The organism is Mesorhizobium sp. USDA 4775 (assembly GCF_054062655.1).
Map to the genome: position 1 here is coordinate 1,126,608 of NZ_JBSSFM010000001.1, position 12,941 is coordinate 1,139,548.

The window sequence follows — 12,941 nt, forward strand, 5'->3', positions numbered from 1 at the left end:
GAGCCCGCCTGTTCTTCACACCTTGACCAGTTGCTCCACCCGGTCCTTCTCGCCGAAAATCCTGAGATACCGCTGTATTTCCTTCTCGTCCCCCGTCGCCTTGGCGGGATTGTCGGAAAGCTTCACCGCCGGCCTGCCATTGGCTTCCGTCACCTTGCAGACCAGCGATATGGCGTCGAGGCTGTTGGTTTCGGTCGGCGCGCAGCCTTCGAAATCATTGGTGAGGTTGGTGCCCCAGCCGAAGGACATGCGCACCTTGCCCTTGAAGTGGCGGTAGGTCTCCTCGATGGTTTCGACCTCGAGGCCGTCGGAGAAGATCAGCAGCTTCTGCTTCGGGTCCTTGCCCTTCTCGCGCCACCAGGACAGGATCTTTTCGCCGCCCTCGATGGGCGGCGCGCTGTCGGGGCGGAAGCCTGTCCAGTCGGCCACCCAGTCCGGCGCGTCGCGCAGGAAGGAGGCGGTGCCGAAAGCGTCGGGCAGCACGATCAAAAGATTGCCGCCATAATAGCGCTGCCAGTCCTGCAGCACCTTGTAGGGGGTCTGTTTCAGCTCCTTCTCCGAATTGGCAAGGGCGGCAAAAACCATCGGCAGTTCATGCGCATTGGTGCCGAGCGCTTCGAGGTCGTTGTCCATGGCCAAAAGCACGTTGGAGGTGCCGGTGAAGGCCTCGCCGATGCCTTCCTTCAGCGCCTCGACGCACCAGCGCTGCCAGAGGAAGGAATGCCGCCGGCGCGTGCCGAAATCGGAAATGCGGATGCCGGGCAGCGCCTTCAGCCGCTCGGTCTTAGCCCACATCTTGGCCTTGGCGCGGGCATAGAGCACATCGAGCGCGAATGGCCCGAAGGCCCGCATGGCGGCGCGGGAGCGCAGCTCGTTGATGATCGCGAGCGCCGGGATTTCCCACAGCGTGGTGTACATCCACGGGCCGCTGAAGGAGAGCTCGTACTGGCCGTCGCGCTTCGACAGCTCGTACTCGGGCAGCCGGAAGCCTTCCAGCCAGGCGAGGAATTCCGGTTCGAAGATCTGCTTGCGGCCATAGAAATTGTTGCCGCCGAGCCAGATCATTTCCTTCTTGGAGAAGCGCAAGGTGCGGGCATGGTCGAGCTGTTCGCGCAGTTCACCTTCATCGATCTCGTCGGCAAGACGCACCGAGGTGGTGCGGTTGATCAGCGAGAAGGTGGCGTCGACCTTGGGGTACATGCCCCAGATCATCTGCAGCATCAAAAGCTTGTAGAAGTCCGTGTCGAGCAGGCTGCGCACGATCGGGTCGAGCTTCCAGGTGTGGTTGTAGACACGCCGCGCAATATCGGTCTTAGCCATGTTTCAACACCGCCTTCGCTGCCTGCCATCCATAACCGCGACAGGCCTCATAGCATCGAATTGGCCAAAGCGCTGCCCGCTTTCAGGCTGGCCCGACAAAAAGAACGGCCTGCGCATGGCCATGAGCAGCCGGTCTCAGCCGACCGCCTTCGCGCCGATGACCTTGAGTTGCGGACGCTTGCGGCGGCTGATGATGCGGCCGGCGACCGGAGCGTCGGCACGGCCGTCATCTCCGGCCTTCTCGGCAAACAGCCAGTCGATGAACACCTGCACGATCGGCGTAGCGCGCATCTCGTTGCGGCAGACGACATAGAAATCGTCGACCGCCGGCACCGAAAGGCTGAACGGCGCGATCAGCATGCCCCTGGCCAGCAGCGCGCTTGCCGTCACGGAGTCGCCAAGCGCCACGCCATGGCCATGCACCGCCGCCTCGGCCGCCATGCGCGCGTCGCCCAGATGATGGCGGCGGCCCTTTTCGAGGTCCAGCGCATCGGCGGCCGCCAGCCAGGTGTGCCATTCGCGGCCGTCGTCGCCATGCAGGAAGACATGGTCGGCCAAGTCCCTGACGCTGCGGATCGGCCGGTTGTTGATCAAAGTTGGGCTGACCACGGGAAACAGCTCCAGCCCCGACCATTTGCGCATCCAGCAATCGGCCCAGCTGCCATCGCCATAGTGCACGCAGACATCGATATGCGGCGCACGGATATCCCTGGGGTCGTTGGAGGGGATCAGCGTCAGCTGGATGTCGGGATATTGCGCGGTGAAGCTGCCCAGCCTCGGCGTCATCCACAAAAGCAGCAAGGCCGGCACGCAGGATACCGACAGCGCGCCGCTGCTGGCCGGCCGCGTAAGCCGCTGCGTGGCGGCGGCGATGCCGTCGAAGGCGGTCGATACCGCCGGCAACAGCTCCGCGCCATGCGGCGTCAGCCTGACCCGCTGGCCAATACGCTCGAACAGCTTGACGCCGAGCGACTGCTCCAGCGCCTTGATCTGGTGGCTGACGGCGCCATGCGTGACATTCAGCTCACTCGCCGCCTTGGTCAGTGAGCCATGGCGCGCCGTTGCCTCGAAGGCGCGCAGCGGGTTCAGGGGTGGCAGGCGCTTGACCATGGACGCTCGGCTTCTTTGTGAGATTTTCTCACAGGAAACACCCTAACAATATCAATTGCTTTTTCAATTGGGCTGCCGGACACTTCGGCTCGAAATAACACCAAGACGTGAAATCTGCAGGCAGCCAGCGGGACAGCGACCCGGCCGGATGACGGCCGGTTCGTTTGAGATCGCCGACGGCGGCACTGCATCAGCCCAGGAGGAGCGGATATGGGTTACGATCGCGGCAAGCTCGACGCGTTGCGCCGCAAGTATGGCGAGAGCCATGGCGGCGAGATGTTCGACCCGAAATTCCGCAAGGTCGCCGACAAGATCTTCTCCAAGTCGGGCACAAGGCTGGCGCCCTATTCCGGCATCCCGACCTTTCTCGCCGCGCCCTACCGCGAAATCGCTGCCGAGAACCCGGATTTCGGCGACTTGCAGGTGGCCATCATCGGCGTGCCGATGGATCTGGGCGTCACCAACCGGCCCGGTTCGCGCTTCGGGCCGAGGGCGCTGCGCGCCATCGAACGCATCGGCCCCTACAACCATGTGCTGGAATGCGCGCCGACGCATGAGCTTCGCGTTGCCGACATCGGCGACACGCCATTCCGCAGCCGCTACCGGCTGGAGACCAGCCATGAGGACATCGAGCGCCGCACCAACCAGATCGTCGATGCCGGCGTCATCCCGCTGTCGGTCGGCGGCGACCATTCGATCAGCCATCCGATCCTGAAGGCCGTCGGCAAGAAGGCGCCGGTCGGCCTCATCCATATCGACGCCCATTGCGACACCAGCGGCCTGTTCGACATGACCAAGTTCCACCACGGCGGCCCGTTCCGCAACGCGGTGCTCGACGGCGTGCTCGACCCGACGCGGACCATCCAGATCGGCATCCGCGGCTCGGCCGAATATCTCTGGGAGTTCACTTACGAGTCGGGGATGACCGTGGTGCACGCCGAAGAGGTGACCGGGATGGGCATCCCCGCCATCATCGAGAAGGCGCGCAAGATCGTCGGCGACGGCCCGACCTACGTCTCCTTCGACATAGACAGCGTCGATCCCGCCTTCGCGCCCGGCACCGGCACGCCGGAAGTCGGCGGCCTGACGACGCGCGAAGTGCTCGAGCTGCTGCGAGGCCTCAAGGGCCTCAACATCGTCGGCGGCGATGTCGTCGAGGTGGCGCCGCAATATGACGCCACCACCAACACCGCGCATGCCGGCGCCCAGGTGCTGTTCGAGATATTGAGCCTGATGGTATTCAGCCCGGCCATCACGGGCAAGCGCGCCTGACACCTGAACCAGTAAAGGCGGCCGCCGCGCTGGAGCCGGCAGCCGCCTCAAACAATCAAGGGGAATAAGAATGACAATCCACTCGACACTGAAATCATCCATAGCCGCCATCCTAGTGCTCGGTGCCGCCGGCCTCGGTCTCGCCACCCAGGCGGCCAATGCCGACGCGCTGGCTGACATCACCAAGGCCGGCACCATCAATGTCGGCGTCTTCGCCGACTTCCCGCCCTTCTCCTCGGCCAGCGCCGATATGAGCCTCAAGGGCTACGACATGGATGTCGCGCAATACATCGCCGACACGCTCAAGGTGAAGCTCAATCCGGTCGCCGTCACCGGCCAGAACCGCATCCCTTATCTCAACGACCATCGCGTCGACATACTGATGAGCGTCGGCTACTCCAAGGAGCGCGAGCAGGTCATCGACTTTGCCGCCGCCTACGCGCCCTACTACATCGCGGTGATCGGTCCGGCGGCGATGTCGGTCAAAGGCAAGGAAGACCTTGCCGACAAGTCGATCGCCGTCAATCGCGGCACGCTCGAGGACACCTCGCTGACCGAGGCCGCGCCCGCCTCGGCCGACATCAAGCGCTTCGACAACTACAATTCGGTCATCCAGGCCTTCATCTCGGGCCAGACCCAGCTGATGGTCGTCGGCAACGATGTCGGCGCCCAGGTGCTGGCCAAGCAGGATGCGCTGAAGCCGGAGCAGAAGTTCCAGCTGCTGACCTCGCCCTCGCATATCGGCCTCAACAAGAACGAAGACGGGCTGAAGAAGGCGGTCAACGACGCCATCGCCAAGATGCTGGCCGACGGCAAGCTGGACGAAAGCTCGAAAGCCTGGCTGAAGACGCCGCTCAACCCCGACAACCTCAAGGATTGAGTCGCCGTGGCCTTTGCCTGGCTCCCGGGTGCCTTGGGCGACATCGCGCATGGCGCGGCCACGACGATCCTGCTGATCGCCGTGACCACGCTGGCCGGCACGCTGCTAAGCATCCTGGGCGCCGCCGGACGGCGGAACGGTCCCGTGCTGCTGCGCCGGGCCATCGGCTGGTATGTCGAGGTGATGCGCAACACGCCGTTCCTGGTGCAGCTGTTCTTCATCTTCTTCGGCCTGCCGAGCCTCGGCATCCGGCTCGACCCGATCCTGGCCGCCATGCTGGCGATGACGCTCAACATGGCGGCCTATACGATCGAGATCGTCGGCGCCGGGCTCGATGCCGTGCCGGGTGGGCAGACGGAAGCAGCCCTGGCTCTGGGGCTCAGGCCCCGCCAGGTGTTCATCAAGATCGTGCTGCCGCAGGCGCTCAAGATCATCTATCCGGCGCTGACCAGCCAGATCGTCATCATGATGCTGGAATCGGCCGTCGTGTCGCAGATCGCGGTGCGCGAGCTGACCTATGAGGCCGATATGCTGCAGGCGCGCACCTTCCGGTCCTTCGAGACCTATTTCGTCGTGACGCTGGTCTATCTCGCAATGTCGATGGCCTTGCGCCGGCTTCTGGTCACCGGCGGGCGCCGTGCGCTCGGAGCGGGCGTGTCATGATCGAGTTCACTTTCTGGGACATCGTGCGCAACCTTCTGCTGGCCACACGCTGGACGGTGCTGCTGTCGCTGGCCGCCTTCGTCGGCGGCGCGCTGGTCGGCATGGCGGTGCTGTTCTTCCGGATCTCCAAGCATAAATGGAGCCGCCGCCTTGCCTCGGGCTACATCGCCCTCTTCCAGGGTACGCCGCTATTGATGCAGCTCTTCCTGATGTTCTTCGGCCTGCCCATGCTCGGCCTGCGCATCGAGCCCTGGACCGCGGCGGTGCTCGGCCTCACCTTCTTCGCCAGCGCCTATCTCGCCGAGATCTGGCGCTCCGGCGTCGATGCCTTGCCGCGCGGCCAGTGGGACGCCGGCGCCAGCCTCGGCCTGCACTATCTGCAGGAGCTCAGGCTGATCATCCTGCCACAGGCATTCTCGATCACCCGCGCGCCGACGGTCGGCTTCCTGGTGCAGCTGATCAAGTCGACGGCGCTGACCTCGATCATCGGTTTCGAGGAGCTGGTGCGGACCTCCAACGCCATCAACAACGCCACCTTCGAACCGTTCAAGGTCTACGGGCTGGTGGCGCTGATCTTCTTCCTCATGTGCTTCCCGCTGACGCAATATGCCCGTTCGCTCGAAAAGCGCGCGGCGGCCCGCTAGATCCAGGCGGAACAACCGAGGTGGAGTGGACGGCTTGTCCGCGTCTTGCGATCAGAAGGGACAAGCCGCCCCAAGCGCTATTTCAGGGGCAGGAAGAGCTCGACGACCACTTCGTGCAGCGGGCCTTCCGCGAGGCGGAACAGCCGGCGCTGGCAATAGACTGGAAAGTCGCGCACGTCCTCGCTGCTGGCCGGAAGCCATTCCCGATAGAGGTAGAGTGCCGCGGGTTCGAGATTGTTGGTGTTGCCGGGGTAGCGCAGCACCGCGCAGCGTCCGCCGGGAATCACGCCGGCCTTCATCTGCCCGTCATTCTCATCGATCGGCTGATCGGTCCCAACACAAATGTCCATGCTGTAGTCAGCCGCGATTGCGGGCTCCCTTTCGGAACGGAAGACGTTGAAGGTCGGGCTTGTCTCGGGCGACAAGCCCGCCGCCTTGCGCCAGGCGATGAACCGCTGGATGGTGTCCTGGAGTGTCGCCCGGTCTCCGCGATGCTCCATGATCGCCACCGGTGTGGGCGGCACATCGCGGATCGTCACGTCGTCGGGTTCGAAGATTATCTGCATGAGCGTGTTCCTTGCTTTGTCGAAAGGCCCGAAGGCCATGAGCCACGCCCCCCAGTCGGGAGATTTCCGAAACGACGAAGGCGACTGTCCGAACCGTTGCCGAAAGGCGCGGGCGAAGGCATCCGGTGCGTCGTAACCGGCATCCATCGCTATATCGGTGACGCTTTGGGCGTCGCTCGCGGCAAGCCTGTGCGAAGCGCGCTTCATGCGGGCGAGTTGGACATAGCGATGCACGGACAGCCCGAAGGTGGCCATGAACTGCCGGTGGAAATGGAATTTCGAAAACGCCGCGACGCCGCTCAACGCTTCCAGGCCCAGATCGTCGTCCAGATGCTGGTCTATATGGTCCAGCACCCGCTGCATCCGGGCATGATATTTTTCAACGGACGCCTTCACCGTCTCTTCCTCCGTGGCAGCACCAGATAGACGCTCCCAGATATGTCGCGCTCGACCGATCTTGCCATTTTGGCCTCGTCGGTTTCCCTATCTTCACCACGCAACCGTGATTTGCGGTAAGCCGCGCCGCGCCCCAATGTGAGCGCAACGGCTTTCGGGAGGGAGGGGCGTTGGCGATGCAGGCGAAATATCGTGTCGCTCTCGCGGGCCTGTTTGCCTTTTGGATGATACAGCCGGCCGCGGCCGCCGACCAAGCACCCGATCGCATAAGCATACCGGCCGACGGCAAGAACGAGCCGGCGACGCTGGACGCAATGCTGTTCAAGCCGCGAGGGCAAGGGCCATTTCCGGCGGTCGTGGCCATGCATGGCTGCAGTGGCCTATGGAGCAGTAAGAACGGGGCGGAGCTCAGCCCGCGCCATGCCGATTGGGGCCGGCGCCTGGCCGCTCTCGGCTATGTCGTGATCTTTCCGGACAGTTTCGGCTCGCGCGACCTTGGACCGCAATGCAAGAACGGCGACCGCGAGGTCGAACCCTACCGCGAGCGCGTGGAGGATGCCAATGCCGCCCGCCGCTATCTGCAGACGCTGCCCTATGTGAAGCCTGCCGCCATCGCCTTGCTTGGCTGGTCGAATGGCGGCTCGACCGTTCTTTACACGGTCCGGCCGAAGGATAGGCCGAAGCCGGATTCGCCCGACTTTCGCGCGGCGGTTGCCTTCTACCCCGGCTGCAGGGCTCCGGCCGAAAAAGGCGATTGGGCGACCCGTGTGCCGCTGCTGATTGTGATGGGCGAGGCGGACGACTGGACACCGGCCGCGCCGTGCAAGGCGCTGGCCGACGCCAATCCCGACAGCGTCAAGCTTATCCTCTATGCCGGCGCCTATCATGATTTCGACAATGAGGCGCAAAAGCTCCACGAACTGCATGGGCTGGCCTATACCGCCAATGGCGACGGCGTGGCCCATGCCGGACTGAATCCGGCAGCCCGTGCAGCAGCGCTCAAGGACGTGCCCGACTTCCTCGCCGTGCTGAAGCAATAGGCGACATCGGATCAACCTGACTGTCACCGGGCTACGGGGCTACGCGGCCCGAATTATGTGCAAGACAGGAATATTATTCACGGCTAATCTTCGAGCGCTGACCACCGATCCTGTGGGAAACCGCCTGCGGGTGCTGCTCGCAAGCGATTGATCTGACAGCAGCAGACCTGAATCGGGGGAACTGTGGTGATAAGGGTGATCGGAACGGGCTTTGGCCGGACAGGAACGGACTCGATGCGCGAGGCGCTGACGATCCTTGGCTTCGGCCCATGTCACCACATGTACGAAGTCATGGCCAATGAAGACCAGAAGCGGCTTTGGCGCGCTCTGGCCCAGGGCGCGGCGCCAGAATGGAATCAGCTGTTGGCCGGCTACGCATCCTGCGTCGACTGGCCCTCGGCGCACTATTGGCGTGAGCTGATCGACTTCTATCCGGACGCACGGGTCATTCTGACATATCGCTCGCCGGAAAGCTGGTGGGCAAGCTTCGAGGAGACGATCCTGGCGGGCATCAACCAGAGTACGGATCAGGAATCGCTCGGTCTTGCCTTGATCTCCAGGCAGGTCTTCGGCGGCCGGGCGCATGATCGCGCCCATGCCATCGCCGTTTACGAAGCCAATGTAAGGGCAGTCATTGCGACAGTGCCACCGGGCAGGCTGCTGGTCCACAATCTGGGGAGACGGATGGGAGCCGCTTTGCCTCCATCTCGGTGTGCCGGTGCCGGACCGGTCGTACCCCAATCGCAACAACACCAAGGACTTCCGGTCGGCTCTCGGACAGAACTAGCTTGCCCCACATCTGCAAGTGTTGATGACCGCTGGCGGCCACCGGCCGTCTGGTTCAATGCCCGAACGCCAGCGGCGGTGCCAACCGATCCCGCCGCAGCCAGCGCGCCAGGAGCAGCGCCGCCACCACAGCCAGCCCCGACGACAGGCCGATCCAGATGCCGACGCCGTGGAAGCCGAAATGGAAGGCGAGCAGCACGCCGAGCGGCAGGCCGACGCCCCAATAGCCGATCGCGGCATAGATCATCGGCACCTTGGTGTCGTGCAGGCCGCGCAGCATGCCGGCGGCCACCGCCTGCGCGCCGTCGAAGACCTGGAACAGTGCTGCAAACACCAGGAACGACACGGCAAGCGCGATCACCCGGGCATTGGCCGGGTTGGCGAGGTCGATGAAGGCGCTGATCAAGAGATGCGGCCACAGCACCATCACCAGCCCCATCAGCGCCATGAACGAGACGCCGATGACGAACGCGGTCCAGCCGGCACGCGACACGCCCTCCGGATTGCCGGCGCCATGCGCAAGCCCGACGCGAACCGTCACCGCCTGGTTGAGGCCGAGCGGCACCATGAAGGAGATCGAGGCGATCTGGATGGCGATGGCGTGCGCAGCCAGCGAATCCGCGTCGATCAGGCCCATCAGCAGGGCCGCCGCGTTGAAGATCGTCACCTCGAAGGCAAGGATGCCGGCGATCGGCAGGCCAAGCCGCAGCAGGCCCTTGAAGCGCGGCCAGTCGGACCGCCAGAAGCGGCCGAACAGGCGGTAGCGCCGAAACTTCTTCTCCAGCATCACCACGAGAGCCATGCCGATGAACATCAGCATGCTGGACAGCGAGGTGGCGAGGCCTGAGCCGGCAATGCCCATCGCCGGAAAGCCGAGATTGCCGAACATGAACACCCAGTTGAACAGCGCGTTGCAGGCGACGGCGACGAAGACGATGATCAGCGCCCAGCCCGGCCGCTCCAGCGCCGAGATGAACGAGCGCAGCACGATATAGCCGTAGAAAGGCAGCACCGCCCATTCCAGCCAGCGCAAATAGATGCCGGCCTTGTGCGCCAGCGCGGGTTCCTGGCCCATGGCCAGCAGGATCGCCTCACCGTGCCAGAGCACGATCCAGATCGGGATCGAGATCAGGATCGCCAGCCACAGGCCCTGGCGCACGGTGCGGCGCAAATCGCGCACCGAATAGCGGCGGCGGCCGAGCTCGGTGGCGATCATCGGGGAGGTCGCCAGCATCAGGCCGAGGCCGAAGATCAGCGGCATGAAATAGAGGTTGGCGCCAAGCGCGCCGCTGGCCAGCGTGTCCGGCCCGAGCCTGCCCATCATCATCACGTCGGTGGCCGTCATCGCGGTCTGGCCGAGATTGGTCAGCACCATCGGCCAGGCCAGCGCCAGCGTCGCCCTGATTTCCTGACGCCAAAGATTTTCCGGCGCGCGAGCGCCGGCTTCGATCGCAGACATTGTTCCGCTCTTTCAAGGTTGCGGCGCATCGGCATAGGCCGGAAGCCGCATTGCAAACGGCAAAACCTTCGGTTTCGCGGCGTTTGCGCCGTCTATTGAACGAAATGCGACATGATGGCAAGGGAGGAGGAGCGGGCACCGATTGAGCCAGCGCCATTCCAGGGGCTACCGTAGCCTCGTTCCCTTGCCGGCCGCTGGCTGCTACGGATTGTCGTGGAGACCGGCAGCCAGCGAACCCGCCGGGAGGAACGGATGGCGTTCAGGCAGCGAAAAAACACGGCCGCGATTCCGCGCACGGCGCCCGCTTTCGAGCACATCGTGACCGAGGCGAGCGACAGTTTCCTGTGGCGGCTCGATGACTATCCCTGGGAGCGCAATGTCTGGAACTTCCATCCGGAATACGAATCCATCTGCTGCGGAAATCCTCCGGCGTGGTCCTGGTCGGCGATCACATCGGCGAGTTCGGGCCGGGCTACCTGACCATTGTCGGCGGCGGCCTGCCGCATGACTGGGTGACGGCGGTGCGGCCGGGCGAGCTGATCGAAGGCCGCGACATCGTCCTGCAATTCGATGCGCAGAGGCTGCGCGGCTCGGCGGGCCTGCTGCCGGAACTGCGCGAGCTGGAGCCGTTCCTGGAGCGGTCGCTGCGCGGCATGGTCTTCCACGGCCGCACGGCGCTGGAAGGCGCCGAGCTGATGGAGCGGATGGGAACCGTGCATGGGCTCGCGCGCCTCTGCCTGTTCCTCGAACTGGTCGACCTGCTGGCCAGGACCGACGAATACGAGCTTTTGTCGTCGCCGGATTTCTCGCCGCTCCTCGACGCCGCCTCGCTCGACATCATCCAGCGCACCCTGACCTATCTGTTCCAGCATTTCGCCGAGGATCTGAAGCTGCCGGACGTTGCCGAACGCGCCGGGATGAGCGAGAGCACATTCTCGCGCTTCTTCCAGAAGAACACCGGCAACTCCTTCAGCGACCACCTCGCCAAGCTCCGGCTCTGGCAGGCCTGCAAGCTGTTGGCCGACACCGATGTCGCGATCACCGACATCTGTTTCCAGGTCGGCTACATGAACATCTCCAACTTTAACCGCGCCTTCCTGCGCAAGCACAAGATGACGCCGTCCTCCTATCGCAAGCTGTCGCGGCAGCGGCTGACGATGCGCGCATAAGCACGGCTTAAATCAGCGGCTTTCACGCGATCGATACTCATGTGACGGACTTCGTTGCGGGGCGCCGTATTTTGCGCTGCACAATGCATAAAAGTACAGGTTTGCTGCAACGGGGCTTCTAGCTTGGCCCGGTTGAACTCCGCATTTTGGCGATGGGTGGCTTGTCGTTCGGGCGATGGTGAGGATCGCGAAGCCCGAGGACTTGCGCTTCCTGCGAATGTTCCTGGAGGAGAAAATCAATGAAACCAATTCGGCTCGCTGCGGGCTTGGGCGCAGCTTTCATGCTTTCCGCTACCGTATCAACCATCGCGCTGGCACAGGCGCCGGTCTGCTCGGCGCCGGTCAAGGTGCTGGCGCAGCCGCGCGACGGCCTGACGCTTCTGGAGGACTCCAAGGCCGAGTTCGAGAAGCTTGCCGGCGCCGGCTTCCAGATCGACTATCTGAACGAAAACGACCGCCGGGCGAAATCGCGCGCCGATGCGTCCACCGTCGGCAATTACAACGTCTACTATGTCGACGAAGCCAATGTCGCATTGTTTGCCTCGTCGAAATGGATCGTGCCGCTGACCGATTATTATCCGGCTGACTATGACTATGCCGACTTCGATCCCGGCCGCCAGAAGGTCGCCACCTTTGACGGCAAGGTCTGGTTCGCGCCGCTGACCGGCGGCGGCGACCTGATGGTCTACCGCAAGGACGTGCTCGAGGCCGCCGGCATCCAGCCACCCAAGACGCTGGACGAGCTGATCGCCGACGTGCCGAAGCTCACCAACCCGGACAAGGGCATGTATGGCATCGCGCTGCGCGGCGCGCGCGGCTCGGGCGCCAATGTCTGGCGCTGGATGCCGTTCTTCAAGGCCTATGGCGGCCAATGGTTTGATGGCGACAAGCCGGTCTTCAATTCGGACGCCGCCGTCAAGGCGACCGAAACCTATCTGAAGCTGTTCAAGGATTCGGCACCCGGCACGCAGACCGGCAGCTGGGATGAATCGACCGGCGCCTTCCTGTCGGGCCAGGTCGCCATCCTCGTCGAATCGACGCCGCTGTCGGGCATGGCGGTGGACCCGAAGACCTCGCAGGTGGTCGGCAAGATCGGCTTCCTGCCGCCGCCCTCGCCGCTGCCCGGCGGCGGTTACGGCCATGGCCTTGCCATCGCGGCGAAGGCCAATGCCGATGACGCTTCGAAGAAATGCGCCGGCCTGTTCATCGCCTGGGCGACATCGAAGGAAAACGAGAAGCGCCGGCTCGACGCCCACCAGTTCGGCGAGTTGAACCGCACCAGCATCCTGTCCAGCAAGGAGTTCGCCGACATCTACGGCGCCGATCTCGGCCAGGCGCTGGCCGAAACCGGCAAGGTCACCGCGGTCAACTTCTGGCAGGATCCGCGCTGGCCCGATCTCGGCGACCGCTGGGGCATCATCCTCGAGGAACTGGTGACCGGCACCCGCACCGACATCAAGGGCGGCCTCAACGAACTCGACGCCTATGCCAACGAGCTGGCGAAGAAGAAGTAGGGCCATCCTCCCGCCCGTGGCGCGCGGTCCGCGGCATTGTCCGCAATGCCGGGACCTGCGCGCCACGGGGAATTTGCCCAACGAGGAAATCATGCCGACACGATCGAGACGCAAGCGAGGAT

Annotated in this window: 11 protein-coding genes and 2 pseudogenes; 9 read left to right on the top strand and 4 right to left on the bottom strand. The window is 64.0% G+C overall.

Annotated features, from left to right (window positions below; translation table 11 throughout):
• Window positions 1–15: 15 nt before the first annotated feature.
• Both pncB and gcvA read right to left on the bottom strand, forming a co-directional pair.
• The gene (pncB, locus tag ACVILI_RS05710) at window positions 16–1,320 is read right to left on the bottom strand and encodes a nicotinate phosphoribosyltransferase (protein ID WP_038651265.1); all 1,305 of its coding nucleotides are present in this window, start codon (window positions 1,318–1,320) and stop codon (window positions 16–18) included.
• A gap of 135 nt (window positions 1,321–1,455) precedes the next feature.
• Window positions 1,456–2,430 carry a transcriptional regulator GcvA gene (gcvA, locus tag ACVILI_RS05715; RefSeq protein ID WP_019862499.1) on the bottom strand — a complete coding sequence of 325 codons (975 nt, stop codon included), beginning with the start codon at window positions 2,428–2,430 and terminating at the stop codon, window positions 1,456–1,458.
• Between the two features lie 210 nt (window positions 2,431–2,640).
• On the opposite strand from gcvA, the gene speB reads away from it, so the two are divergent.
• From speB to ACVILI_RS05735, 4 genes are all read left to right on the top strand, one after another.
• The gene (gene speB / locus ACVILI_RS05720; RefSeq protein ID WP_019862500.1) at window positions 2,641–3,702 is read left to right on the top strand and encodes an agmatinase; all 1,062 of its coding nucleotides are present in this window, start codon (window positions 2,641–2,643) and stop codon (window positions 3,700–3,702) included.
• Between the two features lie 70 nt (window positions 3,703–3,772).
• The gene (locus tag ACVILI_RS05725; protein WP_019862501.1) at window positions 3,773–4,582 is read left to right on the top strand and encodes a transporter substrate-binding domain-containing protein; all 810 of its coding nucleotides are present in this window, start codon (window positions 3,773–3,775) and stop codon (window positions 4,580–4,582) included.
• Between the two features lie 6 nt (window positions 4,583–4,588).
• Window positions 4,589–5,245 (top strand): amino acid ABC transporter permease, encoded by a 657-nt coding sequence (locus ACVILI_RS05730; protein WP_038651267.1) that lies wholly within the window; start codon window positions 4,589–4,591, stop codon window positions 5,243–5,245.
• A complete protein-coding gene (locus ACVILI_RS05735) occupies window positions 5,242–5,889 on the top strand; it encodes an amino acid ABC transporter permease (RefSeq protein WP_038651269.1) in 648 nt (215 codons plus the stop codon). Before ACVILI_RS05730 ends, ACVILI_RS05735 begins: the two co-directional genes overlap by 4 nt.
• 77 nt (window positions 5,890–5,966) lie before the next feature.
• Here the strand turns inward: ACVILI_RS05735 and ACVILI_RS05740 are convergent, their stop codons facing one another.
• Complete coding sequence (locus tag ACVILI_RS05740) at window positions 5,967–6,818, bottom strand: AraC family transcriptional regulator (RefSeq protein ID WP_457102736.1); 852 nt, start codon at window positions 6,816–6,818, stop codon at window positions 5,967–5,969.
• 209 nt (window positions 6,819–7,027) lie between these two features.
• On the opposite strand from ACVILI_RS05740, the gene ACVILI_RS05745 reads away from it, so the two are divergent.
• The 3 genes and pseudogenes from ACVILI_RS05745 to ACVILI_RS05755 all read left to right on the top strand — a co-directional run bounded on the left by ACVILI_RS05745 (window position 7,028) and on the right by ACVILI_RS05755 (window position 8,678).
• Window positions 7,028–7,891, top strand: coding sequence for a dienelactone hydrolase family protein (locus tag ACVILI_RS05745; protein ID WP_038651276.1), 864 nt, complete (start codon window positions 7,028–7,030; stop codon window positions 7,889–7,891).
• A 234-nt stretch (window positions 7,892–8,125) separates the two neighbouring features.
• Window positions 8,126–8,506 (top strand): annotated as a pseudogene (locus ACVILI_RS05750) (sulfotransferase family protein); the annotation flags it as partial.
• A 97-nt stretch (window positions 8,507–8,603) separates the two neighbouring features.
• A complete protein-coding gene (locus ACVILI_RS05755; protein WP_457102737.1) occupies window positions 8,604–8,678 on the top strand; it encodes a hypothetical protein in 75 nt (24 codons plus the stop codon).
• 54 nt (window positions 8,679–8,732) lie between these two features.
• On the opposite strand, the gene ACVILI_RS05760 is transcribed toward ACVILI_RS05755, so the two are convergent.
• A complete protein-coding gene (locus ACVILI_RS05760; RefSeq protein WP_038651280.1) occupies window positions 8,733–10,136 on the bottom strand; it encodes an MATE family efflux transporter in 1,404 nt (467 codons plus the stop codon).
• Window positions 10,137–10,388: 252 nt separating this feature from the next.
• On the opposite strand from ACVILI_RS05760, the pseudogene ACVILI_RS05765 reads away from it, so the two are divergent.
• Both ACVILI_RS05765 and ACVILI_RS05770 read left to right on the top strand, forming a co-directional pair.
• Window positions 10,389–11,305, top strand: a pseudogene (locus ACVILI_RS05765) (AraC family transcriptional regulator).
• 239 nt (window positions 11,306–11,544) lie between these two features.
• Window positions 11,545–12,819 carry an ABC transporter substrate-binding protein gene (locus ACVILI_RS05770; RefSeq protein WP_027047615.1) on the top strand — a complete coding sequence of 425 codons (1,275 nt, stop codon included), beginning with the start codon at window positions 11,545–11,547 and terminating at the stop codon, window positions 12,817–12,819.
• Window positions 12,820–12,941: the final 122 nt, after the last annotated feature.